The organism is Thauera sp. 63, from assembly GCF_000310165.2.
Lineage (GTDB): Bacteria > Pseudomonadota > Gammaproteobacteria > Burkholderiales > Rhodocyclaceae > Thauera > Thauera humireducens.
In genome coordinates this window covers 152,584-178,741 of the sequence record NZ_AMXC01000008.1, presented here as the reverse complement: position 1 = coordinate 178,741, position 26,158 = coordinate 152,584, and the positions used below count along the sequence as shown (strand labels likewise).

20 protein-coding genes and 1 pseudogene are annotated in these 26,158 nt (G+C 67.2%); 7 read left to right on the top strand and 14 right to left on the bottom strand.

The genetic code is table 11. The features are described from left to right. The 7 genes and pseudogenes from C664_RS20955 to C664_RS09705 form a co-directional block, all read right to left on the bottom strand. Positions 1-245, bottom strand: a pseudogene (locus C664_RS20955) (hypothetical protein); the annotation flags it as partial. A 78-nt stretch (positions 246-323) separates the two neighbouring features. Next, positions 324-734 carry a Na+/H+ antiporter subunit G gene (locus C664_RS09730; protein ID WP_004258593.1) on the bottom strand — a complete coding sequence of 137 codons (411 nt, stop codon included), beginning with the start codon at positions 732-734 and terminating at the stop codon, positions 324-326. A gap of 11 nt (positions 735-745) precedes the next feature. After that, a complete protein-coding gene (locus C664_RS09725; protein WP_004258591.1) occupies positions 746-1,015 on the bottom strand; it encodes a K+/H+ antiporter subunit F in 270 nt (89 codons plus the stop codon). After that, positions 1,012-1,539 carry a Na+/H+ antiporter subunit E gene (locus C664_RS09720; protein WP_004258588.1) on the bottom strand — a complete coding sequence of 176 codons (528 nt, stop codon included), beginning with the start codon at positions 1,537-1,539 and terminating at the stop codon, positions 1,012-1,014. Before C664_RS09720 ends, C664_RS09725 begins: the two co-directional genes overlap by 4 nt. Further along, a complete protein-coding gene (locus C664_RS09715; protein ID WP_004258586.1) occupies positions 1,539-3,059 on the bottom strand; it encodes a monovalent cation/H+ antiporter subunit D in 1,521 nt (506 codons plus the stop codon). Before C664_RS09715 ends, C664_RS09720 begins: the two co-directional genes overlap by 1 nt. Next, complete coding sequence (locus tag C664_RS09710; RefSeq protein ID WP_004258581.1) at positions 3,056-3,469, bottom strand: Na+/H+ antiporter subunit C; 414 nt, start codon at positions 3,467-3,469, stop codon at positions 3,056-3,058. Before C664_RS09710 ends, C664_RS09715 begins: the two co-directional genes overlap by 4 nt. Continuing rightward, entirely contained in the window at positions 3,469-6,330 is a 2,862-nt protein-coding gene (locus tag C664_RS09705; RefSeq protein ID WP_004258579.1) for a monovalent cation/H+ antiporter subunit A, read from the bottom strand. Before C664_RS09705 ends, C664_RS09710 begins: the two co-directional genes overlap by 1 nt. A 201-nt stretch (positions 6,331-6,531) precedes the next feature. Here C664_RS09705 and C664_RS09700 point away from each other — a divergent pair, with 201 nt between their 5' ends. Continuing rightward, positions 6,532-7,353: an IclR family transcriptional regulator gene (locus tag C664_RS09700; RefSeq protein ID WP_004258575.1), complete on the top strand. Its 822-nt coding sequence runs from the start codon at positions 6,532-6,534 to the stop codon at positions 7,351-7,353. 6 nt (positions 7,354-7,359) lie between these two features. On the opposite strand, the gene pbpG is transcribed toward C664_RS09700, so the two are convergent. The 3 genes from pbpG to C664_RS09685 form a co-directional block, all read right to left on the bottom strand. Then, positions 7,360-8,466, bottom strand: coding sequence for a D-alanyl-D-alanine endopeptidase (gene pbpG, locus C664_RS09695; RefSeq protein ID WP_004258573.1), 1,107 nt, complete (start codon positions 8,464-8,466; stop codon positions 7,360-7,362). A 170-nt stretch (positions 8,467-8,636) separates the two neighbouring features. Next, the gene (locus C664_RS09690; protein WP_004258570.1) at positions 8,637-9,773 is read right to left on the bottom strand and encodes a patatin-like phospholipase family protein; all 1,137 of its coding nucleotides are present in this window, start codon (positions 9,771-9,773) and stop codon (positions 8,637-8,639) included. Positions 9,774-9,839: 66 nt separating this feature from the next. After that, positions 9,840-12,113, bottom strand: coding sequence for an NADP-dependent malic enzyme (locus C664_RS09685; RefSeq protein ID WP_004258567.1), 2,274 nt, complete (start codon positions 12,111-12,113; stop codon positions 9,840-9,842). A 425-nt stretch (positions 12,114-12,538) separates the two neighbouring features. Between C664_RS09685 and C664_RS09680 the strand changes: the two genes are divergently transcribed. Beyond that, positions 12,539-14,386, top strand: coding sequence for a phosphoenolpyruvate carboxykinase (GTP) (locus tag C664_RS09680; protein WP_004258565.1), 1,848 nt, complete (start codon positions 12,539-12,541; stop codon positions 14,384-14,386). 104 nt (positions 14,387-14,490) lie between these two features. After that, positions 14,491-15,663, top strand: a complete 1,173-nt coding sequence (locus C664_RS09675) for a pyridoxal phosphate-dependent aminotransferase (RefSeq protein ID WP_004258563.1) — start codon at positions 14,491-14,493, stop codon at positions 15,661-15,663. Between the two features lie 45 nt (positions 15,664-15,708). Here the strand turns inward: C664_RS09675 and C664_RS09670 are convergent, their stop codons facing one another. From C664_RS09670 to cysD, 4 genes are all read right to left on the bottom strand, one after another. After that, positions 15,709-16,548, bottom strand: a complete 840-nt coding sequence (locus C664_RS09670) for a transglycosylase SLT domain-containing protein (RefSeq protein WP_038011391.1) — start codon at positions 16,546-16,548, stop codon at positions 15,709-15,711. A gap of 331 nt (positions 16,549-16,879) precedes the next feature. After that, entirely contained in the window at positions 16,880-17,410 is a 531-nt protein-coding gene (ampD, locus tag C664_RS09665; RefSeq protein WP_004258558.1) for a 1,6-anhydro-N-acetylmuramyl-L-alanine amidase AmpD, read from the bottom strand. A 3-nt stretch (positions 17,411-17,413) separates the two neighbouring features. After that, entirely contained in the window at positions 17,414-19,327 is a 1,914-nt protein-coding gene (gene cysN / locus C664_RS09660; RefSeq protein ID WP_004258555.1) for a sulfate adenylyltransferase subunit CysN, read from the bottom strand. 81 nt (positions 19,328-19,408) lie between these two features. Then, the gene (gene cysD / locus C664_RS09655) at positions 19,409-20,326 is read right to left on the bottom strand and encodes a sulfate adenylyltransferase subunit CysD (RefSeq protein WP_198291510.1); all 918 of its coding nucleotides are present in this window, start codon (positions 20,324-20,326) and stop codon (positions 19,409-19,411) included. A gap of 194 nt (positions 20,327-20,520) precedes the next feature. Between cysD and cysQ the strand changes: the two genes are divergently transcribed. The 4 genes from cysQ to C664_RS09635 all read left to right on the top strand — a co-directional run bounded on the left by cysQ (position 20,521) and on the right by C664_RS09635 (position 26,043). Then, on the top strand, positions 20,521-21,291 hold the full coding sequence (gene cysQ, locus C664_RS09650) for a 3'(2'),5'-bisphosphate nucleotidase CysQ (RefSeq protein ID WP_004258547.1): 771 nt from the start codon (positions 20,521-20,523) through the stop codon (positions 21,289-21,291). A gap of 16 nt (positions 21,292-21,307) precedes the next feature. Then, positions 21,308-23,044, top strand: coding sequence for an SLC13 family permease (locus C664_RS09645; protein ID WP_004258543.1), 1,737 nt, complete (start codon positions 21,308-21,310; stop codon positions 23,042-23,044). A 182-nt stretch (positions 23,045-23,226) separates the two neighbouring features. Further along, positions 23,227-24,807 (top strand): acyl-CoA ligase (AMP-forming), exosortase A system-associated, encoded by a 1,581-nt coding sequence (locus C664_RS09640; protein ID WP_004258538.1) that lies wholly within the window; start codon positions 23,227-23,229, stop codon positions 24,805-24,807. A gap of 105 nt (positions 24,808-24,912) precedes the next feature. Then, on the top strand, positions 24,913-26,043 hold the full coding sequence (locus tag C664_RS09635; RefSeq protein WP_004258537.1) for a hypothetical protein: 1,131 nt from the start codon (positions 24,913-24,915) through the stop codon (positions 26,041-26,043). The last annotated feature ends 115 nt before the right edge of the window (positions 26,044-26,158 follow it).

The following is a 26,158-nucleotide window of genomic DNA, read 5'->3' as shown; positions in this document are numbered from 1 at the left end:
GCGCCGGACGCCGGGCGCGCGGGCCTGCCCGCATCGGCGGACTGCGCCGGCCGCGCGGGCCGTGTCGCCGGTTTGGTCGCTGGCTTCTGGTCCGCCTTGGCAACGGGTCGGGCAGCCGCTTCGGGCGCCTGTTCGCCTGCGTCAGGCGCCACGGCCTCGTCGTCGGCCTTGCGCGACCTGAGTCGGAGTGTGCCGCTGACGCGCTGCGGCGCAGGAGTGGGAGGCTTTCTGCGAACGGTGTTCAAGGCAATGTCCGGTGAGATCAGGCGCGCATTATCGCCCATTCTCACCCACTCCCACCGCCCGGCGCGTCAGCGCCGTTCTCAGTGATGCGCCGCCTTGTGGTCGTCGCCCTCGCCCTCCTCCTCGGTCGCCGGCAGGCCGTCGAAGGTACTCCAGCCCCGGGGCCGCCCCGTGGGCGGCAACTGCTCGCGCAGATCGGCCGCGTGCTCATGCAGGTGCGCCTTGGCAATGAAATGGGCACTGATCGGCGCGGTGAGGAACAGGAAACCGGTGATCAGCAGCTCGTGGATCGTCAGGGAGCCCTCGAACACGGCGAAGAACAGCATCGACGCGGCCAGCGCGCCGCCAACGCCCAGCGTGGTCGCCTTGGTCGGCGCATGCAGCCGGGTCAGCAGGTCGGGCAGCTTGACCAGGCCGATCGAACCCACCACCGAGAAGAAGCCGCCCAGCACGATGAGGACGGACACGATCATTTCGAAGACGAAATCCATGCTGCCCCCGCTCATTCGATGACGTCGCCGCGCAGGATGAAGCGGCAGTAGGCGACGGTGGAAATGAAGCCGAACATCGCGAACAGCAGCGCACCCTCGAAGAAGATGGTGGTGCGCTGCTGGATGCCGAACAGGATGATCAGCGCGATGGCATTGATGACCATCGTATCGACCGCGAGCACACGATCCATCAGCGAAGGGCCGCGCACCAGCCGCCACAGGTTGAGCAGCAGCGCGAGCGAGACCGCACAGAATCCGAACATCAGCGCATATTCGATCACGGGAAGATCTCCATGAGACGGGCCTCGTAGCGTTCCTTCATCTGGCGCACGGCCTCCTCCGCATCCGGTGCGTCGAGGCAATGCACCAGCAGGCTGCGGCCATCGGCCGAGAGGTCGCAGGACACGGTGCCGGGCGTCATCGTGATGGTGCCTGCCAGCACGGTGATCGCCTCGGGCGAGCGCAACTCGATCGGCAGCGTGACCCAGCGTACGTGGAGCTGGTCGGTGCGGCGGAAGAGGATCAGCCGCGTGACATGCAGGTTGGCGACGACCACGTCCCAGAGCACCAGCCCCATGTAGACGAACGCCTTGCCGTAGGCTCGGATCGGCGGCCGCTCCGGCCAGAAATTGCTCGTGACGCGCGGGATCACGATGCCGAGCACGGCCCCCATCAGCAGCCCGCCCACGCTGAAAGCGTTCAGCAGCAGTATCCACAGCACGATCAGGAGCAGCGTCAGCATCGGATGCGGCAGCCAGCGCTGCACGAAGGTGCGCTTGTCGAGCGCTTCGGTCTTGCCACCCATCAGCGGACCTCCTGCAGCGTGCCCATCACCGCCTCGATATACCCGGCGGGCGCGAATAGCTGCGCTGCCGCCGCCTCCAGCCAGGCATGCGCTGGGCCTGCGAACACCGTCAGCGCCACCAGGCAGGCCAGCAGCCCCCCGACGGCGACGAAGGGCGCTGCCCCAGGCCGATGCGCCGAGGGCGCCGCCGGCGGCAGCGCATGACTCTTCCAGAACACCAGGCTGCCACCGCGCGAGAAGCCAACGATCGCGATCAGCGAGGTCGACAGGATCAGCGTCCAGAACCAGGCCGCATGCGCCGAATCACGTACGCCATCGAGGATCAGCAGCTTGCCGATGAAGCCCGACAGCGGCGGCATGCCGGTGACGCCGATCGCGGCGACGAAGAACATCGCGGAGATCAGCCCGACCTGGGCGAACCGCGGCGCCGCGACGAAGCGGTCGCGCTGCACGCCGCGGCGCTCGGCGACGAGATCGGCGATCAGGAACAGCGCGCCCGCGGCAAAGGTGGAATGGATGAGGTAGTACAGGGCAGCGCCGATGGCCTGCTGGGTGAACACCGACACGGTGGCGAGCAGCGTGCCCATCGAGCCGATCACGGCGAAGCTGGCCATCTGCCCCAGGCTGCGCGCGGCGAGCACGCCGGTCATGCCCAGCACCAGCGTCAGCAGGCTCGCCGGCAGCAGCCAGGGCGCGGCCAGCCAGGCTGCGTCGCCCGCCTCGGCGCCGAAGGCAAGCACGTACATGCGGATGATCGAGTACGCCCCCACCTTGGTCATGATCGCGAACAGCGCGGCGACCGGCCCGGGCGCATTGGCGTAGGTTCCGGGCAGCCAGAAATGCAGCGGCACCAGCGCCGCCTTCACCGCGAACACCAGCAGCAGGAGCACCGCGCCGGTCTGCAGCAAGGCCTGGTCGCCCGCCGGCACCTGAGGCACCTTCAGCGCCAGATCGGCCATGTTGAGCGTGCCGGTGACGCTGTAGATGAGGCCGACCGCGATCAGGAACACCGAGGAGCCGACGAGGTTGGTGACCACGTACTGCACGCCCGCCTTCACCCGCAGCCCGCCGCCGCCATGCACCATCAGGCCGTAGGAGGCGATCAGCAGGATCTCGAAGAACACGAACAGGTTGAAGAAATCGCCGGTCAGGAAGGCGCCGTTGAGCCCCATCAGCTGGAACTGGAACAGGGGGTGGAAATGCTTGCCGCGCAGGTCCCAGCCGCCCACGGCGTACAGCAACACGCCGAGGCCGAGGAGCGCATTGAGCACCAGCATCAGCGCGGCGAGGCGGTCGAGCACCAGCACGATGCCGAAGGGCGCTGGCCATGCGCCCAGCGCGTAGGTGCGCACGCTGTCGTCGCTGGCCATCGCGAACAGCGCCAGCGCCACGCCCAGCAGCAGCACCGCCGACGCCAGCGAGAAGGTCCGCGCCAGCACCTTGTCGTAGCGCGCCGCCATCACCAGCAGCGCGCCGACCACGGCCGGCAGCAGGATGGGCAGGATCAGCACATGGTTCATGGCCGCGCTCCGCCGCCGGCGGCCGATGCGGGCGCCTGCTTGCGACCGCGCAGCTTCCAGTCGTCCTCGCTCGCCTCGGGCGAGGCATCGCCGGGCAGGTCGACGTGGTCGTTGCCGGTCTCCAGATAGGCGCGCAGCGCCATCACGACCACCACCGCGGTCATGCCGAAGGAGATCACGATGGCGGTCAGCACCAGCGCCTGCGGCAAGGGGTCGACATAGGTACCGGCGGTCGCGCCGATCACCGGCGGCTGGTTGACCGCGAGCCGCCCGGTGGCGAACAGGAACAGGTTGGTGGCGTAGGTCAGCAGCGACAGGCCGATCACCACCGGGAAGGTGCGGGCGCGCAGGACCATGTAGATGCCTGCGGCGGTCATCACCCCGATCGCACTGGCGACGAGAAACTCCATCAGTTGGGCTCCTTTGCGCAGACGGCGCTGGGATCGACGTCCATCGCGCTCTGGTTGACCGGCAGCTGGGCCGTGCGGCGGCCCATGCGCGACAGGTTGGCCAGCGCCAGCATCACGGCGCCGACGACGGTGAGGAAGACGCCGGTGTCGAAGGCCATCGCGCTGGCGATCTCGACCTCGCCGACCAGCGGCAGGTGGACGTGGGCGAAGGTCGAGGTCAGGAAGGGCTGCTCCATCACCATGGCGCCGATGCCGGTGGCCGCCGCGACCAGCACGCCCGCGCCGATCATGGCGTGGTAGTTCACCCTAACGCGCTGCGCAGCCCAGCCGAAGCCGCTCGCCATGTACTGCATGATCAGCGCTATCGACACCACCAGCGCGGCGATGAAGCCGCCGCCCGGCTGGTTGTGGCCGCGCAGGAAGATGTAGGCGCCCACCAGCATCGCCAGCGGCAGCATCACGCGCGTGGCGACGACCATGATCATCGGATGGCGGTCCACCGACTGCGGCAGGTCGGGCGTCCAGGTGCTCAGGCGGCGACCGACGCGGCCGAACAGCGAGCCATCGAGCAAGGCGTAGATCGCCAGCGCGGCGATCCCCAGCACGGTGATCTCGCCGAAGGTATCGAAACCGCGGAAGTCGACCAGGATGACGTTGACCACGTTGGTGCCGCCACCTTCGGACACCGAGTTCTCGAGGTAGTAGCGCGACAGCGAGGTGCCGTCGCGGGTCAGCATCGCCCAGCTCGCCCCTCCCATGCCGAGGCCGGCGACGATCGCCAGCACCGCATCACGCAGGTGGCGCATCGGGTCGGCCCTGACGCTGGAGCTGTGCGGCCCTTGCTTGGGCAGGAAGTACAGCGCAAGCAGGATCAGGATCACCGTGGTCACCTCGACCGAGATCTGGGTCAGCGCCAGGTCGGGCGCGGACAGGTAGATGAAGGCGACGCAGACGATCAGGCCCACGGTGCCGGCAACCAGCACCGCCAGCAGGCGGCGGCGGAACAGGAAGACCGTCAGCCCGCAGCCGCCGACGAGCAGCAGCCAGGCCACGATCGCCACCGGCTCGGCCGGCAGCAGCGCGCGTGTGCCCGGCGCATGCGAGGTGCCGAAGAAGGCGGCGAAGCCCGCCGCCGTGACGGCGGTGATCGCGAACGCGAGATAGCGCTGCAGCGAACCGTTATGCAGGCCGTGGGTGACACGCTGCGCGAGCGCCACGAACGCCGCGAGGACGGCCTCGAACATCGCCTTCGCTTCCGGATGCGGCCCGGCCGCCCACGCCGCGCGCACCCGCGGGTAGAAGCGCAGCAGCGTCAGGCCGACCGCCACAGCCACCACGCTCAGACCGAGCGCCGGCGTGATGCCGTGCCACAGTGCGAGGTGGTAGTCCATCAACTGGCCGCCCGTCACCGCCCGCGACACCACCGCCACCAACGGGCCGGCGACGACATCGGGGAAGAGGCCGATCAGCACCACCAGCACCACCAGCAGCGCGGGCGGCAGCCACATGCCGGCCGGCGGGTCATGCGGCTTGCCGGGCAGGCGGGTGCGCGTGCGGCCGAAGAAGACATGCACGATGTAGCGGAAGGAGTACGCCACCGAGAAACAGGCCGCCAGCGTCGCCAGCGCTGCGATGAGCCAGCCCGAGCCGAGCCACTCGGCGGCCACGGCCTCGTGCAGCATCATCTCCTTGGAGATGAAGCCGTTGAGCGGCGGCAGCCCCGCCATCGAAGCGCCGGCAACCATCGCCAGCGTGGCCGTGATCGGCATCACGTGGAGCAGACCGCCGAGATGCGGGATGTGGCGGGTGCCGGTCTCGTGGTCGACGATGCCGGCGTTCATGAACAGCGCGGCCTTGAAGGTGGCGTGGTTGAGGATGTGGAACACCGCCGCGACCGCCGCCAGCGGCGTGCCGAAGCCGAGCAGCATCGTCACCAGGCCGAGGTGGCTCACGGTGGAGAAGGCCAGCAGGCCCTTCAGGTCGTCCTTGAACAAGGCGATCACCGCGCCCACCAGCATCGTCACCAGGCCGGTCGTGGCGACGATGTAGAACCACTCCGTCGTCCCGGCCAGCACCGGCCACATGCGTGCCATCAGGAAGATGCCCGCCTTCACCATCGTCGCCGAGTGCAGGTAGGCCGACACCGGCGTGGGCGCCGCCATCGCGTGCGGCAGCCAGAAATGGAAGGGGAACTGCGCGCTCTTGGTGAAGCAGCCAGCGAGGATCAGCAGCAGGGCGGGCAGGTACAGCGGCGACGCCTGGATCGCCTCGCGCGCCAGCAGGATGTCCGACAGGTTGTAGGAGCCGGCGATCTCGCCCAGCAGCAGCATGCCGGCGATCATCGCCAGGCCGCCGGCACCGGTGACCGTCAGCGCCATGCGGGCACCCTGGCGGCCTTCGGGCAGGTGCTTCCAGTAGCCGATCAGCAGGAAGGACGACAGGCTGGTCAATTCCCAGAAAACCAGCAGCAACAGGATGTTATCCGACAGCACGATGCCCACCATCGCGCCCTGGAAGAGCAGCAGGTAGGTGTAGAAACTGCCCATCGGGTCGTCTTTCGACAGGTAGAAGCGGGCGTAGGTGATGATCAGCAGGCCGATGCCCAGGATCAGCCCGGCGAAGAAGAAGCCCAGGCCGTCGAGGAAGAAGCTGGCATTGAGACCGAGGCCGGGCAGCCAGTCCCAGCTGACGCGCACCACCTCGCCGTCGAACACGGCTGGCGCGTGCGACAGCAGCAGCGCAAAGGCAAGCAGGGAAAACGTGAAGGTCGTCGTCGCGCATGCCGTGCGCCCGGCACGGATCATCAGCGCCGGAAAGAGGGCGCCGAGGAAAGGCAACAGCACGATCAGCAGAAGACTCATCGGCGACTCCGGGCCAGCCTGCACACCCCTCGCGCTGGGGCAACCGTATCGCAGGCTACTGTCAAGTAAAAACGCCCGGACCGGATCCGGGCGCAGTGTGTTGCGGCCAAAGTATAAGCCCCTGGCTCGCCTTCACGGAACGGCACTCCATTTCACTAGGCGAAATCGGACCAGACGAGTAACATTTGAGTTCCGCAATCCATGCTCATATCGAGCGTTACCGTGTCCGCCAAGAAGATCGACCCCGCGCCCGCCACCGAGGGCAAGAACCCCATCCAGGTCATCGATCGCATGATGAAGCTGCTGGACGTGCTTGCCCAACACCCCGACCCCGTGCCGCTCAAGCAGCTTGCGCTGGAAACCGGGCTGCACCCGTCGACGGCGCACCGCATCCTCGGTGCGATGACGCAGAGCGGCTTCGTGGACCGGTCCGAAGCCGGCATCTACCGCCTCGGCATCCGCCTGCTGGAGTTGGGGAGCCTGGTGAAGTCGCGCATCTCGCTGCGCGACACAGCCATGCCGCTGATGCTCAAGCTGCATGGCGCGACTGGCGAGAGCGTGAACCTGGGCATCCGCGCCGGGGACGAGATCGTCTATGTGGATCGCACCTCGAGCGGCCGCTCCTCGGTACGGGTCGTGCATATCGTCGGCGCGCGTGCGCCGCTGCACACCACCGCCACCGGCAAGCTGTTCCTGGTCGAGGACGGGCTCGAGCGCATTCGCGACTACGCGCGCCGCACCGGCCTGCCGCCGTCCACGCCCGCTTCGATCACCACCCTGCCCGCGCTGGAGAAGGAACTCGACCGCGTGCGCCGTCATGGCGTGGCCTTCGACCTGGATGAAGTGGAAGCCGGCGTGCGCTGCATCGCCGCAGGCATCCGCAACGACGGCGGCGAACTCGTTGCGGGCCTGTCGCTGTCGACGCCGTCCGAGCGCTTCAACCCGGACTGGGCACCACTGGTGCGTGAAACCGCCGACGAGATTTCGCGCCTGCTCGGCCACACGCCCGCACGCAGCGCCTGAGGCCGCTCAGCCCTCGCGCCGGATCGGCGCAGCCGCAACGCGATGGGCGGCGGCCTGCTCCAGCCACTTGCGTACCCGCTTGGCGTCGGCCGTGCGCGTGTAGCGCCCGGTAGAATCCATCAGCACCATCACCACCGGCTGCTGGTGCAGCCAGGTCTGCATCACCAGGCAACGCCCCGCCTCGGAGATATAGCCGGTCTTGGACACGCTGATCGACCATTCCGGGCTCTTGACCAGTCCGTTGGTATTGCCGAAGCGGGTCATGCGGCCCCGGACATCGACGTAGCGCTCCTGCGCAGTCGAGAACTCGCGGATCAGCGGATAGGACGCCGAGGCTGACACCATCTTCGCCAGGTCGCGCGGGCTCGACACATTGGCCGGATTGAGACCGGTGCTGTCATGGAAGCGGGTGTTCCACAAGCCCAGCAGTCGGGCCTTGACGTTCATCGCCTCGATGAATGCCTGTTCGCCGCCCGGGTAATGGCGTGCCAGCGCCGACGCGGCGCGGTTCTCGGACGACATCAGCGCCAGATGCAGCATCTCTTCGCGCGTCAGCGTGGTACCGATGGCCAGACGCGAACCGGTGCCTTTCAGCGTGTCGATGTCGCCATTGGAAATGGTCAGCGGCTCGGACAGGCTCTGACCGGCATCGAGCACGACCATCGCCGTCATCAGCTTGGTGATCGAGGCAATCGGCACCACGGACGTGGCGTTGCGCTCCAGCAGCACTTCGCCGCTGGCCGGGTTGACCACGTAGAAGGCGCTGGAACCCAGTTCCGGCAAGCCGTTGGCGTCAAGCGCGAGCGGCAGGTCGTCGGCCTCGGCCGACGGCGCCATCAGCGCAGTCGTCGCAGCGGCGGCGGGCGCCATGCGCACGGCTACGCGCTGCACGTTCTTGGCCGCCGGCTTGGCGCGGGTCTTCGAGACCGCCTTGCGTGGCGCAGACTTGGCAGCAAGCTTCTTCTTTGCGCTGCTCTTGGCCACGGCCTTCTTTGGCGCAGGCTTCGCACTTGCCTTCGTCACCTTGGCGGTGGACGCCTCGGCGAGGTTGGAAACCGGCTGCAACATGAAAAGGCCGAGTACGGCGGCGGCAAGCAGGGAGCGTGGTTTCATGGCGGGCTAGTGCTACGTGAGATGTACCTAGCTTGAATCTGTAACAAAAATAAGCAGATAGCAAGACTTTTTGAAGCTGATTCGCGGAATGCTGAGAAATTGTCACATGAATGCCCACCCTGGAGCACCGACTGATACAAAAAATCCCGCACACGTAGGGGCGTTTTCGCCTAGAGGCGGAGGAAATCCACCACCTCGCCGCGGCGCGCCATCGCGTCCTCGTAGCCGAGCTCGATGAGCGCCTGCGTGAAGGCGGGCTCGAACAACAGGTAGGACAGCAGCGTCGAGCCCTCGCGCCGCATCGCGCCAAAACTGCGCAGCAGCGTTCGCAAGAGCAGCGGCAGCGCCTCGCGATGACGCCCCGCAATGGCATCGAGCCGCTGCGAAGGCAGCATCACCAGCGTCTCGATGGGCTTGAGCGTCGCGCCCGAAGCCAGGCGCTGCTCGGGGCTCATCGCCCCGGCCGTCTGGTTGATGCGATGCAGTCGCTCGAGATCGACCGCAAGCGTGTCGAGGAAGATGCTCGACAACGCGTGGCCCGCGATCTGCGCCGGCGAAGGATAGGATTCGGCGCGCTGGCGCCCCTCCTCCGCCAGCCGCCCCGCACCAATCACCATGATGCGGTCGGCACCGAGATGGATCGCCGGACTGACGGGCGCCAGCTGGCGCATCGAGCCATCGCCGAAGTATTCGCGGTGGATATGCACCGCCGGAAACACGAAGGGCAGCGCACTGGTCGCCATCAGGTGGTCGACGTTGATGCGGGTGCGGACGCCCATGCGGTGCGTGCGTCGCCAGGGCTGGATGTCGTCCGCGGCCTCGAAGAAGGCCAGGCTCTCGCCCGACGCGTAGCCCGAGGCAGTGACGCTGAGCGCGCGCAGATGGCCGCGGCGGATGGAGCGGCCGATCGCCGAGAAGTCGAGCACGCGCGCCAGGAGTTCGCGCAGCGGGGCGTTGTCGAGCAGCGAACGCGGCGTCTGCCGGATGGCCCAGCCGGTTCCGATCGCGAGCCCCCAGCGCCCCATGCTGCCAAGCAGCGCGACCGGGTCGGCGCGGTAAACCTGGTCGACGTGAAAATGGCGCCAGATGTACTCGATCTGGTCGACTGCATGATTGAAGCTGCTCGAATACACCGCCAGCGCGGCGGCATTGATGCCCCCCGCAGAGGTGCCGCACAGGATCGGGAAGGGGTTGCCGCCACGGCGCCCGCGCAGCTCGCGAATGGCGGCCAACACCCCCACCTGGTAGGCGGCACGCGCGCCGCCCCCCGTAAGCACCAGCGCAGCCTGCCCGCCCCCATCCTTCATCGTCCACCGTACCCGTCCGCGCTCACCCGGGAAGCATGAACGAGATGAAGCGAGGCGGGCAAGGGCTCAGCCGTGCTGCCCTGCCTCGACCACCGTCAGCGCAGTCATGTTGATGATGCGGCGCACGGTGGCCGAGGGCGTGAGGATGTGCACCGGCTTGGAGGCACCGAGCAGGATCGGGCCGACCGTCATGCCTTCGCCCGCCGCGTTCTTCAGCAGGTTGAAGGCGATGTTGGCCGCATCCAGCGTCGGGAAGATCAGCAGGTTGGCGTCCTCACGCATCTTGGCGTTGGGGAAGATCTGCAGGCGGTGCTTGGCGTCGAGCGCCGAATCGCCGTGCATTTCGCCCTCGACCGGCAGGTCGGGATGCTGCGCGTGGAGCATGCGCAGCGCGGTGCGCATCTTCTCGGCGGTGGGCGAATCGGCCGAACCGAAGGACGAGTGCGACAGCAGCGCCACCCGCGGCTCGACACCGAAGCGCTTCATCTCCTCGGCGGCCAGCAGCGTCATCTCGACGACCTGCTCCGGCGTGGGATCGTAGTTGACGTAGGTATCGGCCAGGAACAGCGTGCGACCCGGCAGGCTCAGCAGGTTTACCGTGTACAGGTGATCCACGCCCTCGCGCCGGCCGAGCACCGTCTCGACGAACTCGCGGTGCAGGCGGTGCATGCCGTAGGTGCCGCAGATCAGGCCGTCGCCGTAGCCGAACTTCAGCAGCAGCGTGCCGATCAGCGTGGTGCGGCGGCGCACTTCCTTCTTCGCGTACTCCACCGACACGCCGCGACGCTCCATCAACGCGTGGTAGTGCTGCCACAGCTGGTTGAAGCGCGGATCGGAATCGGGGTTGACCAGCTCGTAGTCGCGGTCGGCCAGCATGCGCAGGCCGAAGCGCTCGATGTTGCCCTTCACGATGTCCGGCCGGCCGATCAGGATCGGGCGCGCCAGGCCTTCGTCGACCACCGTCTGCACCGCGCGCAGCACCTTCTCGGATTCGCCTTCGGAGAAGATGATGCGCTTCGGGTTCTTGTGCGCGGCAGCGAACACCGGCTTCATGATCAGGCCCGAGTGCCACACGAAGTTGTTGAGCTGGGCGCGGTAGGCATCCCAGTCGGTGATCGGGCGCGTCGCCACGCCCGAGACCACCGCGGCCTCCGCCACCGCCGGCGCGATCTTCACGATCAGGCGCGGGTCGAAGGGGCGCGGAATGATGTACTCGGGCCCGAAGCCGCCCACCTTCTCACCGTAGGCGGCGGCGACGATGTCGCTCTGCTCGACGCGCGCCAGTTCGGCGATCGCCTTCACCGCGGCGAGCTGCATCTCGTCGGTGATGGTCGTGGCGCCCACGTCCAGCGCACCACGGAAGATGAAGGGGAAGCACAGCACGTTGTTGACCTGGTTCGGGTAGTCCGAACGGCCCGTCGCGATCAGCGCATCGTCGCGCACCGCCTTCACCTGCTCGGGCAGGATCTCGGGCGTGGGGTTGGCCAGTGCCAGGATCATCGGATTGGGCGCCATCTTCGCGACCATCTCCGGCTTCAGCACACCGCCGGCCGACAAGCCGAGGAAGACGTCCGCGCCCTCGATGATCTCGCCCAGCGTGCGCGCATCGGTCTTCTTGGCGTAGCGCGCCTTGATCGGGTCCATCAGCGCAGTGCGGCCCTCGTAGACCACGCCCTCGATGTCGGTGACCCAGATGTTCTCGACCGGCACGCCCAGCTTCACCAGCAGGCCCAGGCAGGCCAGCGCCGCGGCGCCGGCGCCGGAGGTCACCAGCTTCACCTTCGTCAGGTCCTTGCCCTGCAGGTGCAGGCCGTTGAGGATGGCCGCGCCGACTACGATGGCCGTGCCGTGCTGGTCGTCGTGGAAGACCGGAATCTTCATGCGCTCGCGCAGCTTCTGCTCGATGTAGAAGCATTCGGGCGCCTTGATGTCCTCGAGGTTGATGCCGCCGAAGGTGGGCTCGAGCGCGGCGATCATGTCGATCAGCTTGTCGGCGTCAGGCTCGTCGATCTCGAGATCGAACACGTCGATGCCGGCGAACTTCTTGAACAGCACGCCCTTGCCTTCCATGACGGGCTTGGCCGCCAGCGGGCCGATGTTGCCCAGGCCGAGCACCGCGGTACCGTTGGTGACGACACCGATCAGGTTCGAGCGTGCGGTGAGCTCGGCCGCCTGCGCGGGGTCCTCGACGATCGCATCGCACGCCGCCGCGACGCCCGGCGAATAGGCCAGCGACAGGTCGCGCTGGTTGGACAGCACCTTGGTCGGCGTCACCGAGATCTTCCCGGGGCGCGGGTAGCGGTGGTAATCGAGGGCGGCGCTACGGATCAGTTCATCCATGGTCTTCTTCCTGTCTCGTCTTCGGTGTGGAGTGCGCGCCGCGCACGGCCGACGGACCCGACAACTCGGCAAGCCGGACGGCCCTCGCGCGACCCGGGCAGGATACTCCGAAACGCCTTTTTTTCATATCGCGAAAAGAAAACTTGCAATGTGAAACCTGCGTATCGCAGTCGACGTGTCGGCGCCCGCCTCAATGATAGTCCGCGCGCCGCTCACCGATAGTTACGTCCCCGTTCATATGAGGGGTTTGGTCGTGGCATAATTACGGGCTTTCACCGATTGCGATCTGACGCAAGGTCTGTCGCAAGCGGAGGTCGGGGCGTCCCAGCAGACGCCCGAGCAGCCCGCCGGCCAGGCAGCACCTGCTTCAACGATGGCCGACCGACGGGAATGGTTTCGCATCACAGCACGGGAGAGCTGTACACATGTCTCAGAACCACGCCCAGGCGGCCATTGCCGCTGCCCCCGAATACGTTCGCCACGAAGGCCTGAAGCAGTGGGTCGGCGAGATCGCCGCCCTGACCGAGCCCGACCGTGTCGTCTGGTGCGACGGATCGCAGGAAGAATACGACCGCCTGTGCGCAGAGATGGTCGAGTCCGGCATGCTGATCAAGCTCAATCCGGAAAAGCGCAAGAACTCCTACCTCGCCTGCTCCGACCCCTCGGACGTCGCCCGCGTCGAGGACCGCACGTTCATCTGCTCGCAGGACAAGGCCGACGCCGGCCCGACCAACAACTGGGAAGACCCCAAGGTCATGCGCGACACCCTGAACGGCCTGTTCAAGGGTTCGATGCACGGTCGCACGATGTACGTGATTCCGTTCTCGATGGGCCCGCTCGGCAGCCCGATCGCCCATATCGGCATCGAGATCTCCGACAGCCCCTACGTCGCCACCAACATGCGCACCATGACCCGCATGGGCAAGGGCGCCATCGAGGTGCTCGGTACCGACGGCGAGTTCGTGCCGTGCGTGCACACCGTGGGCGCACCGCTCGCGCACGGCGAGAAGGACAGCCGCTGGCCGTGCAACCCCACGACCAAGTACATCGTCCACTTCCCCGAAACCCGCGAGATCTGGTCCTACGGCTCGGGCTACGGCGGCAACGCGCTGCTGGGCAAGAAGTGCTTCGCGCTGCGCATCGCGTCGACGATGGCACGCGACGAAGGCTGGCTGGCCGAGCACATGCTGATCCTCGGCGTCGAATCCCCCGAGGGCGAGAAGACCTACGTCGCTGCCGCCTTCCCGTCGGCCTGCGGCAAGACCAACTTCGCCATGCTGATCCCGCCCAAGTCGTTCGACGGCTGGAAGATCACGACCGTCGGCGACGACATCGCCTGGATCAAGCCGGGCAAGGACGGCAAGTTCTACGCCATCAACCCCGAAGCCGGTTTCTTCGGTGTCGCTCCGGGCACCTCCGAGAAGACCAACTTCAACGCCATGGCGACGCTGAAGGAAAACATCATCTTCACCAACGTCGCGCTGACCGACGACGGTGACGTGTGGTGGGAAGGCATGACCAAGGAGGCGCCCGCCCACCTGATCGACTGGCAAGGCAAGGACTGGACGCCCGAGATCGGCCGCGAGACCGGCCGCAAGGCTGCGCACCCGAACTCGCGCTTCACCGCACCGGCCAGCCAGTGCCCGTCGATCGACCCGAACTGGGAAGATCCCGCCGGCGTGCCGATCTCGGCCTTCATCTTCGGCGGCCGCCGCGCCACCACCGTGCCGCTGGTGTACCAGGCCTTCAACTGGAACTTCGGCGTCTACATGGCCTCGACCCTCGGCTCCGAAACCACCGCTGCCGCCTTTGGCGCGCAGGGCGTGGTGCGCCGCGACCCGTTCGCCATGCTGCCCTTCTGCGGCTATCACATGGGCGACTACTTCAACCACTGGCTGAAGATGGGCCACGTGGTCGAGAACACGCCCAAGATCTTCTGCGTGAACTGGTTCCGCATGGACGAAAACGGCAACTTCATGTGGCCGGGCTTTGGCGAGAACATGCGCGTGCTGAAGTGGATCGTCGACCGCTGCAAGGGCAAGATCGCCGCCAAGGAAACCGCGCTCGGCTGGATGCCGCGTTTCGAGGACCTCGACTGGACCGGCGCCGACGTCACCCGTGAGGAGTTCGAAGCCCTCACCCAGGTGGACGCCGACGCCTGGCGCACCGAACTCGCCCTGCACAAGGAATGGTTCGACAAGCTGCAGGACCGCCTGCCGCGCCAGCTCGTGCTCAAGCGCGAACTGTTCGAACTGGCGCTCAACGCCGACTGAGCCTGCCCGGGCGCTGACGCGCTCCGCACCGAAAAAGCGCCGCCGGTCGGCGCTTTTTCTTTTTCGGGCGACAATGCCTGCCTTTGCTGTACAGGACACATGCCATGCTTCACCGCTCGACCCGCCTCGATGAGATCCAGCCCTTTCACGTCATGGAGCTGCTGCGCCGCGCGCGCGAGCTCGAGGCGCAGGGACGCGACATCATCCACATGGAAGTCGGCGAGCCGGACTTTCCGACGCCGCAGCCCATCGTCGAGGCCGCAACCCGCTTCATCGCCGGCGGAGACGTGCATTACACGCCCGGCCTCGGCCTGCCTGCGCTGCGCGAGGCCATCGCGCGTTTCTATCATGACCGCTTCGGCGCCGACGTCAGCCCCGAGCGCATCATCGTCACCTCCGGCGCGTCGGGCGCGCTGATGCTGGCCCTGGCCGCCACCACCGACCCGGGCGACGAATGGCTGCTGCCCGATCCGGGCTATCCGTCCAACCGCCATCTGGTGCGCAGCTTCGAAGGCTACGCCCGCGCGCTGCCGGTAGACGCCGCGAGCCGCTACCAGCCCACGCCGGCGCAGGTGGACGCCGCATGGAGCGAGCGCGTGCGAGGTCTGATGGTGGCGACGCCGTCCAACCCGACCGGCACCCTGCTGAGCACTGCCGAGATCGCCGCGCTGCACGGCGTCACCCACGCGCGCCGCGGCGTGCTGCTGGTCGACGAGATCTACCAGGGACTAACCTACGGCGTCGAGTCCTCCACCGCCCTCGCCCACCCGGCGCTGAACGCCGCCGACGACCTGTTCATCGTCAACAGCTTCTCGAAGTACTTCGGCATGACCGGCTGGCGCCTGGGGTGGCTGGTGGCGCCGAGCGGTATCGTGCGGGACATCGAGAAGCTCGCGCAGCACTTCTTCATCTCGCCGTCGACCCCGGCCCAGCATGCTGCGCTGGCGGCCTTCCGGCCCGAGACGCTGGAGATCCTCGAAGCGCGCCGCCGCGAGTTCGCAGCGCGGCGCGACACGCTGCTGCCTGCGCTGCGCAGCCTGGGCTTCACGGTCGCAACCGAGCCGCAGGGCGCCTTCTACATCTACGCCGACGTGTCGAAGCTGGCAGCGGATTCGGAAGCGCTCGCGCGTCGCCTGATCGAGGAAGCCGGCGTCGCGGCCACGCCGGGGCTGGATTTCGGCCATCACCTGCCGCGCCAGCACCTGCGCATCGCCTACACCACGCGCCGCGAGCGCCTGCTCGAAGCGGCCGAACGCATCGCCCGACTCAAGCTGTAAGGGTCGAGCCCAGGGGAGGAGCCGGCGACGCTCGCCGGCACGGCCTCAGCCGGCGGACGCGGGCGTCTCGTTCCGGACCAGGGCTTCGCGGCCCGAGGCTGCGACCAGTCGCTTCTTCACCGCCATGACCTTGCGCGTGTAACGCGCATTCGGATCCTTCAACGCGCCGTTGTAGTACTGCAGTGCGCGCTGCATGGAGCCATAGCGTTGCAGGCCCTCCTGCAGCACCTGGGTACCGACGCGGACATTGAGTTCGGGGTCGAACAGCGCGTACTTGCCGCGCTTGGTGCCGATCTTGTCCTGATGGAAGCGCGGGATCACCTGCATCAAGCCCTGTGCCCCCATGTTGCTGACGGCGCGCGGATTGAAGCTGGACTCCACCGCCATGATCGCCACGATCAGCAAGGGGTCGAAGCCGTGCTCCTGCGCCGACTCCTCGGCCGCCATCAGCGCGGTTTCGAGCACCTCGTCGGACACACGATAGGTATCCGAGATCCAGTCGCGCACCCGTGCCATCTCCGGCGACAGGCCGTCGTCGTCCTCGGCAGCCAGGTCGAAGTCGGGCAGCGCCAGCGCCTCGAGCGCCGCCGCGTGGCGAAGACGCGGCGCAGGCACGCTGAGCCCCGGCACGGACTGGCGTGGCGCCTTCAGCGCCGGTAGCGCGCGATCGGCATCGGCCAGCGCCATTGCCGCCTCGCCAACCGTCGGGCCGACCTGCAGGTCACCGCGGGTATTCGCGTAGCTTACAGTTGAGGGCGCACCACCTTCGGTGGCGACGTAAGCCATGCCCATGAGTCCAATGGAAAGAACGGCGCCGTGCGCGATGCTGAACACGACCCCGCCCGCCTGACGCGCGAGCGCACTGATTCGAGTTGCGTGTTTCATGGTGTCCTCCATGCTGTGGCCGGAGGGACTGCGATCGGAGCACCGTGGTTGGAGCATCCGGACTTCCGCGTGGTCGGCAGAAGCGATGAGCCGCGCGGCCGGTAAGCCACGCCTGCGTGCAGTCACGCTCGGTCGCCAGTAGGTGTTCAAGCCTGTCGCCGCAACCAGACGACGGGCCCCGCGGTGCGTGCGTCCATGAAACTGCGTCTCCCCTTGAGGAAGGCGCCGCACCGAGATCGGTCAAGGAATAAGAATGCTGCAAAGCAGCAGGGAGCGGATCTTATTCTCGCCCAAACATTTTGTCAAAACTTGACATGCAGATATGCCGACTTCAAGCCGTGCGCGCCCGGGCTAGCAGCGCGCCGAACCGCCCCCAGTCGAAGCACGGCCCCGGGTCGGTCTTGCGCCCCGGCGCGATGTCCGAGTGCCCCACCACGGCCTCGATCGGATAGCGCCGCTCGAGCTCGGCGACCAGCCGGGCAAGTTGCTCATACTGGGCAGCCTCGAACGGCAGGGTGTCGCAGCCCTCGAGTTCGATCCCGATCGAGAAGTCGTTGCAGCGCTCCCGCCCCTGCCATGACGACACCCCGGCATGCCACGCCCGCAGGTCCGGATCCACGAAGCGGATCAGCGTACCGTCGCGACGGATGAAGTAGTGCGCGGACACGCGCAGGTGATGGATGTCCGCGTAATAGGGGTGCTCGCCAGGATCGAGGGCGTTGGTGAACAGCTGCGCCACGCCCGGACCGCCGAACTGGTCCGGCGGCAGGCTGATGGCGTGCACCACGATCAGGCGGACGACCTCGCCTTCGGGGCGCAGGTCGAAATTGGGTGAGGGAAGGAAGAGCTTCAGCGCCTGCACGATCTACACTTTCGACCCAAGGATGCCACGCTGGAGCAGGTCGCTCAGCACCTCGTCGGCCACTTCCTCCACCGTGCGGTTCGCGGTATCGAGCCGGATCTCGGGCGACTCCGGCGCCTCGTAGGGCGAATCGATGCCGGTGAAGTTCTTCAGCTCGCCCCGCCGCGCTTTCCTGTACAAGCCCTTCGGGTCACGCGACTCCGCCACTTCGAGCGGCGTATCGACGTGGATCTCGACGAACTCACCCTCCTCCACCAGCGCCCGCGCCATGCGCCGCTCCGACTTGAACGGCGAGATGAAGGCGGTCAGCACGATCAGGCCGGCGTCCACCATCAATTTGGCCACTTCGGCCACGCGGCGGATGTTCTCCACCCGGTCGGCGTCGGTGAAGCCCAGGTCCTTGTTCAGGCCGTGACGCACGTTGTCGCCGTCGAGCAGGTAGGTGTGGTGGCCCAGCGCGTGCAGCTTCTTCTCGACCAGGTTGGCGATCGAGGACTTGCCCGCGCCCGACAGCCCGGTGAACCAGAGCACGCAGCTCTTCTGGTGCTTCTGGGCCGAGCGCGCCGCCTTGTCGACATCGACGTGCTGCAGGTGGATGTTGTGTGCGCGGCGCAGCGCGAAGTGCAGCAGGCCCGCGCCAACCGTGTTGTTCGACAGGCGGTCGATCAGGATGAAGCCGCCGGTGTCGCGGTTGGCCTGGTAGGCATCGAAGGCGATCGGCCGGTCGAGCGACAGATTGCACACGCCGATGGCGTTGAGCTCCAGCGTCTTGGCCGCCACATGCTCGAGCGTGTTCACGTTCACCTGGTACTTGATGTCGGTGATCGTGGCCGTGACCGTCTTGGCACCGATCTTGAGCAGGTAGGGCCGGCCCGCGAGCATCGGCTCGTCGTGCATCCACACGATCGTGGTCTCGAACTGGTCAGCCACCTCGGCCGGCGCCTCCACGGTCGAGATCAGGTCGCCGCGCGAGATGTCGATCTCGTCGGCCAGCGTGAGCGTGATCGACTGCCCGGCCACCGCCTGCGCAAGGTCCCCGCCGTGGGTGACGATGCGCGCCACCGTGCTCTCGCGCCCCGAGGGCTGCACCCGGATGCGGTCGCCCGGGCGGATCACGCCGCTCGCCACCTGGCCGGCGAAGCCGCGGAAGTCCAGGTTCGGGCGGTTCACCCACTGCACCGGCAGGCGGAAGGGGGCGCGCTGCATGCGCGCGTCGTCCACCTCCACCGTCTCCAGGTAGCCCATCAGCGTCGTGCCGTGGTACCAGGGCATGGCGCTGCTCGGGGTGGTGATGCTGTCGCCCCTGAAGGCCGACAGCGGGATGAAGGTGACGTTGTCGAGCCCGATCTGCGCCGCGAAGGCGGAGTAGTCCTCGACGATGTCGCGAAAGACCTTCTCCGCGTAATCGACGAGGTCCATCTTGTTGATCGCCACCACGATGTGGCGGATGCCCAGCAGCGACACCAGATAGCTGTGGCGCCGGGTCTGGGTCAGGATGCCCTTGCGCGCATCGACCATCAGGATGGCCACATCCGCCGTCGACGCGCCGGTGACCATGTTGCGGGTGTACTGCTCGTGGCCCGGTGTGTCGGCGACGATGAACTTGCGCTTGTCGGTGGAGAAGAAGCGGTAGGCCACGTCGATGGTGATGCCCTGCTCGCGCTCGGCGGCCAGGCCATCGACCAGCAGCGCGAAGTCGATCGCATCGCCCTGGGTGCCGAACTTCTTCGAGTCGGCCTCGACCGCGGCGAGCTGGTCCTCGAACAGCATCTTCGATTCATACAGCAGGCGCCCGATCAGCGTGCTCTTGCCGTCATCCACGCTGCCGCAGGTGATGAAGCGCAGCAGGCTCTTGTGCTCGTGCGCCTTCAGGTATTGCTCGATGTCGGTGGCGATCAGGTCGGAAACGTGTGCCATGTCAGGCCTCCTGCAGGGCCGCCCCAAAGGAGGCCTTCGCCCCCTCGGGGGGCAACGAACGAATGTGAGTGTGGGGGCGCATCAGAAATACCCCTCTTGCTTTTTCTTTTCCATGGAAGCGGCGGAATCGTGGTCGATCACCCGACCCTGGCGTTCGGAGGTGCGGGTGAGGAGCATCTCCTGGATGATCGCCGGCAGCGTGTCGGCCTCAGACTCCACCGCACCGGTCAGCGGGTAGCAGCCCAGGGTGCGAAAGCGCACCTTCTTCATCATCGGCACCTCGCCGGGTTTCAGGGGCATGCGGTGGTCGTCGACCATGATCAGCGTGCCGTCGCGCTCCACCACCGGACGTTCGGCCGCGTAGTACAGCGGCACGATGGGGATGTTCTCGAGGTAGATGTATTGCCAGATGTCGAGCTCGGTCCAGTTCGACAGCGGAAACACGCGGATCGACTCGCCCTTGTGCTTTCTGGCGTTGTAGAGCTTCCACAGCTCGGGGCGCTGGTTCTTCGGGTCCCAGCGGTGCTGCGCGGTGCGGAAGGAGAACACGCGCTCCTTGGCGCGCGACTTCTCCTCGTCGCGGCGCGCCCCGCCGAAGGCGACGTCGAAGCCGTACTGGTCGAGCGCCTGCTTGAGGCCCTCGGTCTTCATGATGTCGGTGTGGATCGCCGAGCCGTGGGTGAAGGGGTTGATGTCCTTCTCCACGCCTTCGGGGTTGATGTGCACCAGCAGGTCCATGCCGGTCTCCTGCACCATGCGGTCGCGGAAGCGGTACATCTCCTGGAACTTCCAGCGCGTGTCGACATGCAGCAGCGGGAAGGGCGGCACCGCCGGGTAGAAGGCCTTCATCGCCAGGTGCAGCATGACCGCGCTGTCCTTGCCGATGGAGTACAGCATCACCGGCCTGTCGGCCTCGGCGACGACCTCGCGCAGGATGTGGATGCTTTCGGCTTCGAGCCGTTGCAGGTGGGTCAGGTTGATCGACTGAAGGGCTTGCATGGAATCGGAAGGCAGATCTGCCAGCGGAAAAACGTGAAGCACGAATGATCGCGCATCCTGAGCGCGCACCGGCAGAAAACTTGGATGGGATGTGCTGGATCGGCAGCAAAAGTCCCCCCGGACCAGGATCGCCCGCCCCCGACTGCACAGGCAGTCGCTAAAATGCAGCGCCTTGCCCCCTGCGGACCAGCACCGTGACCATCCAGCACCACGCCGACTTGCTCGAGGATCTCCTGCCCGTCATCCGCGCTGCCGGCGATGTCGTCATGGCGGTATACCGCACGGACTTCGCGGTGCGCGGCAAGGACGACGCCTCGCCCGTGACCGAGGCCGACGAACGTGCCGAAGCGCTGATCCTGCCCGCGCTCGAAGCGCTGCTGCCGGGCACCCCCATCGTGGCCGAGGAGGCCGTCGCCGCCGGCGCCCTCCCCGAGGTGGGCGAACGTTTCTGGCTGGTCGACCCGCTCGACGGCACCAAGGAGTTCATCAGCCGCAACGGCGAGTTCACGGTCAACATCGCCCTCATCGAGCACGGCACGCCGGTGCTGGGCGCCGTCCTCGCGCCGGCGCTCGGCCGACTGTTTGCCGGCCGCGTCGGTGCGGGCGCGTTCGTGGAAGAAGGTGGCGAGCGCCGCCCGATCGCCTGCCGCGGGGTGCCGGCCGATGGCCCCACGGTCGTGGCCAGCCGCTCGCATGGCGACGCCGCGGCGCTGGCGGCGTTCCTCGGCGGGCGCAAGGTCGCCGCGCTCAAGAATGCCGGCTCCTCGCTCAAGCTCTGCCTGATCGCCTGTGCGGAGGCCGACCTCTACCCCCGCCTCGGTCGCACCATGGAATGGGACATCGCCGCCGGCCACGCCGTGCTCGCCGCTGCGGGCGGCCGCGTCGAGACCCTGTCCGGCGAACCGCTGCGCTACGGCAAGCCGGGTTTCGACAACCCTCACTTCGTCGCCTGCGGCGCCGCATGACACGCACAGTCCGCAGATGACGGCCTACCTCATCCTCGGCTCCATCGCCGTCCTGCTCGCCCTGCTCGTGCACGGGCGCATCAGCCCCGCCATCCTGTTCGCCACCTGGGCGGGTGGCTACCACCTGCTGGGGCTGTCGAGCCAGCAGGCTTTCCTGTCCAGCTTCACCAACCCGGCGCTGGCCACGCTGATCCTGCTGCTGCTGGTGTCGCTGGCGCTGGAGCGCTCACCGCTGCTCGACCGGCTGTCCTCCTCGCTGCTCAGGGGCAGTGAAGGGCGCGCAATACTGAAACTCGGCGGTTTCGCCACCCTGATCTCGGCCTTCATGAACAACACCGCGGTCGTCGGGGCCCTGCTGGGGCCGATCTCGAAGCAGCGGCGCCATCCACCTTCGAAACTGCTGATACCCCTGTCATACGCCTCGATCCTGGGCGGGATCACGACCCTGGTGGGCACCTCGACCAACCTCGTGGTGAATTCCTTCGCGATCGAGGCCGGACTGCCCGCACTGCACATGTTCCAGTTCACCGTGGTCGGCCTGCCGGTGGCGATCATGTGCATCGTGGTCATGGCACTCGGTACGCGGCTGCTACCCACGAATGCGGCCACCGAGGAGGAATCGCGTTCAGCCTATTTCCTCGAGGCCCGCCTCGCGCCCGACTCGCCATTGGTCGGCCGCAGCATCGAGCAGAACCGCCTGCGCAACCTGGAGGGCCTGTTCCTCGTCGAGATCGAACGTGACGGCCACCTGATCTCGCCCGTCGGCCCCGCCGAGGTCCTGCTCGCGGGCGATGTGCTCGTCTTTACCGGAGAGCTCACCAAGGTTCAGGCCCTGCAACGGTTTCCGGGCCTTCAGGTATTCGGCGCAGGCGCAGACGCCCTGCTCAAGTCGAACCTGGTCGAGGTCGTCATCTCCAACCAGTCGGAGCTGGCCAACCGCACACTACGCGATGTCGACTTCCGCACCATGTTCGATGCCGGCGTCGTCGGCATCCGCCGCGGCGACAAGCGCCTCACCGGCCAGCTCGGCCGCATCCCGCTGCGCGTCGGCGACAGTCTGCTGCTCGCCGCGGGACCGGACTTCTTCCAGCACCGCAACCTCGACCGCAACTTCCACGTGCTCAATGGTGCAGGCCTGCGCCCGCGCATGACGGCGCGGCAAAGCACGCTGGCGCTGTCGGGCTTCGCCGCGGTCATCCTGCTGTCGGCACTGGAATGGCTGCCGCTGTTCAGCGGGCTGCTGATCCTGCTGGCGGCCCTGCTCGCGAGCGGCCTGCTGACGCTTGGCGAAATGCGGCGTCGCTTCCCCTTCGAACTGATGATCGTGATCGCCTCCGCGCTGACGATCGCCGGCGTCATCGAGCGCTCCGGCGCCGCGGAACTCATGGCCGGCTGGATGCGACAGCTCTTCGACGGCTACGGCGTATACGGCGCACTGGTCGGCGTTTACCTGATCACCCTTGCACTCACCGAACTCGTCACCAACAACGCCGCTGCGGCGCTGGCCTTCCCGATCGCGCTGGGCACCGCACGCGCCTTCGGCGTGGACCCGACCCCGTTCGTGATGGTCGTCGCCTACGGTGCCAGCGCAGGCTTCCTGATCCCCTTCGGCTACCAGACGCACCTGATGGTGTATTCGGCGGGCCGCTACCGCATGCGCGACTTCCTGCGCGCGGGGCTGCCAATCAGCCTGACCTATTCGATCGGCGTGCTGCTGCTGGTGCCGCTGGCGTTTCCGTTTCGCCCGGGCTGATTCGCCCCCGTCCGCGTGAAGGCCGCAGCCCTCGACGGAGCAGGCGCGCGCCTCCGTGGAGCAAAGCACGGCGACGCGCCTCCTGGTCCTTTTTCCGACGCCAGGCGGTTGTCGCCTCAACGCTCTGCGACTAACCTTGTGGCATTGCATCATTCACCGACTGTTGCCGACCCTGGTTCGATATGAACGCCACTCACTTGCTGCATCAGCTTATTCTTTCCTCCGCTCAGCAGACGCCCGAAGCGGCCGCCCTGAGCTTCGGCGCCGAACAGCGCAGCTATGGCGCACTGGCCACCGAGGTGCAGGCCTTTGCCGCCGGACTGCGCCAGCTGGGCCTGGAGCGCAGCGAGCGGGTCGGCATCTACCTGGACAAGCGCATCGAGACGGTCGTGGGCATGTTCGGCGCCACGGCCGCAGGCGGCGTGTTCGTGCCGGTGAACCCGATCCTCAAGCCCGAACAGGTCGGCTACATCCTGCAGGACTGCAACGTCCGGGTGCTGCTGACCTCGCCCGAGCGCTTCGCCGCACTCGCCCAGACCCTGGGCAGCTGCCATGACCTGCGCCACGTCGTGCTGACCGGCAATCCGGCAGAGCTCCCTGCCCTGCCCGGCGCATCCGTGCATCGGCTCAACGACCTGATGGCGGCGCCGGCCGCTCCCGGCCACCGCGTCATCGACGCCGACATGGCCGCCATCCTCTACACCTCGGGCAGCACCGGCAGGCCCAAGGGCGTCGTGCTCTCCCACCGCAACATGGTCACCGGCGCCAAGAGCGTTGCCGAGTACCTTGGCAACAACGCCGACGACACCCTGCTGGCGGCACTGCCGCTCTCCTTCGACGCCGGTTTCTCACAGCTGACGACCGCCTTCCACAGCGGCGCCCGCGTCGTGCTGCTCAACTACCTGCTGCCGCGCGACGTGCTGAAAGCCATCGAGAAGGAGAAGGTCACCGGCCTGACCGCCGTTCCGCCGCTGTGGATCCAGCTCTCGCAGCTGCAGTGGCCGGAAACCATCACCGAGCACCTGCGCTACATCGCCAACACCGGCGGACGCATGCCGCTCGAGACCCTGACCACGCTGCGCGGCATGCTGCCGAAGACCCGGCCCTTCCTGATGTACGGTCTCACCGAGGCCTTCCGCGCCACCTACCTGCCGCCGGAGGAAGCCGACCGCCGGCCCGACTCGATCGGCAAGGCCATCCCCAATTCCGACGTGGTCGTGCTGCGCGAGGACGGCAGCGAATGCGCCCCCAACGAACCGGGCGAGCTCGTGCAACGCGGCGCGCTGGTCGCAATGGGTTACTGGAACGACCCCGAGAAGACCGCCGAGCGCTTCAAGCCCCTGCCCAGCCACGCGCCGGGCCGGCAGAACGGCCTTGTATTGCCCGAGATCGCCGTGTTTTCCGGCGACACCGTGCGGCGCGACGAAGAGGGCTTCCTCTACTTCATCGGCCGCCGCGACGAGATGATCAAGACCTCCGGCTACCGCGTCAGTCCGACCGAGGTCGAGGAGATCCTGTACGCGACCAAGCTCGTCGGTGAATGCGCGGCCTTCGGCATCGCGCACGACACCCTGGGCCAGAGCATCACCGTCATCGCCACGCCGCCGCAGGGTGGGTCGCTCGACACCGCGGCACTGCTGGCCGAATGTCGCCAGCGCATGCCCGCCTACATGGTGCCGACGCGCATCGAGGTGCGCGACGGGCCGCTGCCGCGCAACCCCAACGGCAAGATCGACCGCAAGACGCTGTCCAGCGAGGTCTGACCGAGCTCGGCGGTGCTCATGTCTCACACACATGAAGTCGCCCCCCGGCGAGTCCTTCTTTCGATCGCTGCGCGCTCCGGCCGACTTGCGCATGCGGCACTTCTCATGACCGCCTGCATCCTGTCATCGGATCTCGCTGCAGCCATCATCCGCGTCGGTCCGGGCGAAGCCTTCACGCGCATCGCCGATGCGGCGAAGGCCGCACGGGACGGCGACATCGTCGAGATCCTGCCTGGCGAGTACCGGGGCGACGTCACGGTGTGGAACCAGAAGCGCCTGCTCATCCGCGGTGTCGGCGAACGTCCGGTGCTGATTGCCGACGGCAAGAACGCGGAGGGCAAGGCTATCTGGGTGATCCGCAACGGCGACATGCGGATCGAGAACATCGCATTCCAAGGCGCTCGCGCGGCTGACGGCAATGGCGCCGGCGTCCGCTTCGAGCGTGGGCGACTGGAAGTGAGCAACAGCAGCTTCGTCGACAACCAGGTCGGCTTGCTGACGGCAAACTTCGAAGAGGCGGAACTCATCATCCGCGACAGTCTGTTCGCACAGGCCCCGCGGCAGACGCACTCGCTGCCCCACCTGCTCTACGTCGGCCGCATCGCCCGTTTCGAGATCAGCGGCAGCCGCTTCCATCAGGGCTATCACGGCCACTTGCTCAAATCGCGCGCGCGCCATAACGACATCCGCTACAACCTGCTCTTCGACGGTCCGGCAGGCGAAGCGTCCTACGAGATCGACCTGCCCAACGGCGGCCTGGCCTTCGTCATCGGCAACATCATCGGCCAAAGCGCCCATACCCAGAACCCAGCGGTCGTGTCCTACGGCGCAGAAGGCGAGGCCTGGCCCGACAGCGCGCTCTACCTGTCACACAACACCCTGCTCAGCGATCGCCTGACCGGCACATGGTTCCTGCGCACCTTCACCGACAGGTTGCCCGGCAATGTCGAGGTGCTGGGCATCAACAACATCACTGCGGGCATCGGTGCCTTCACGCTGGCGGCGAGCGGCGAGTTCCGGGGCAACGTGCCCCTTCCCCCGGGCGGTCTCCTTGCGCCCGACGCACTCGACTTTCGCCCTCACGGCGCCAAGCTGCTGCGCCACCTCACCACGCCGGCCGGCAGCGCACGCGGCGTCTCGCTCGTGCCCGAAGCGGAGTTCGCACTGCCGATCGGCACCCGTCCGCTCGCCCCGTCGCCAAGCGGGTTGCCCGGCGCCTTGCAGAACGACTTCTGAATGCACGAGGCGTGCCAGGACGCTGCCCAAGCATGCGTGCTCCCCACTTATGTCATATCCGGATCGCACTCGGCACTGACAATCCCGCCTTCATGCGGCATCATCCCGTCGATTC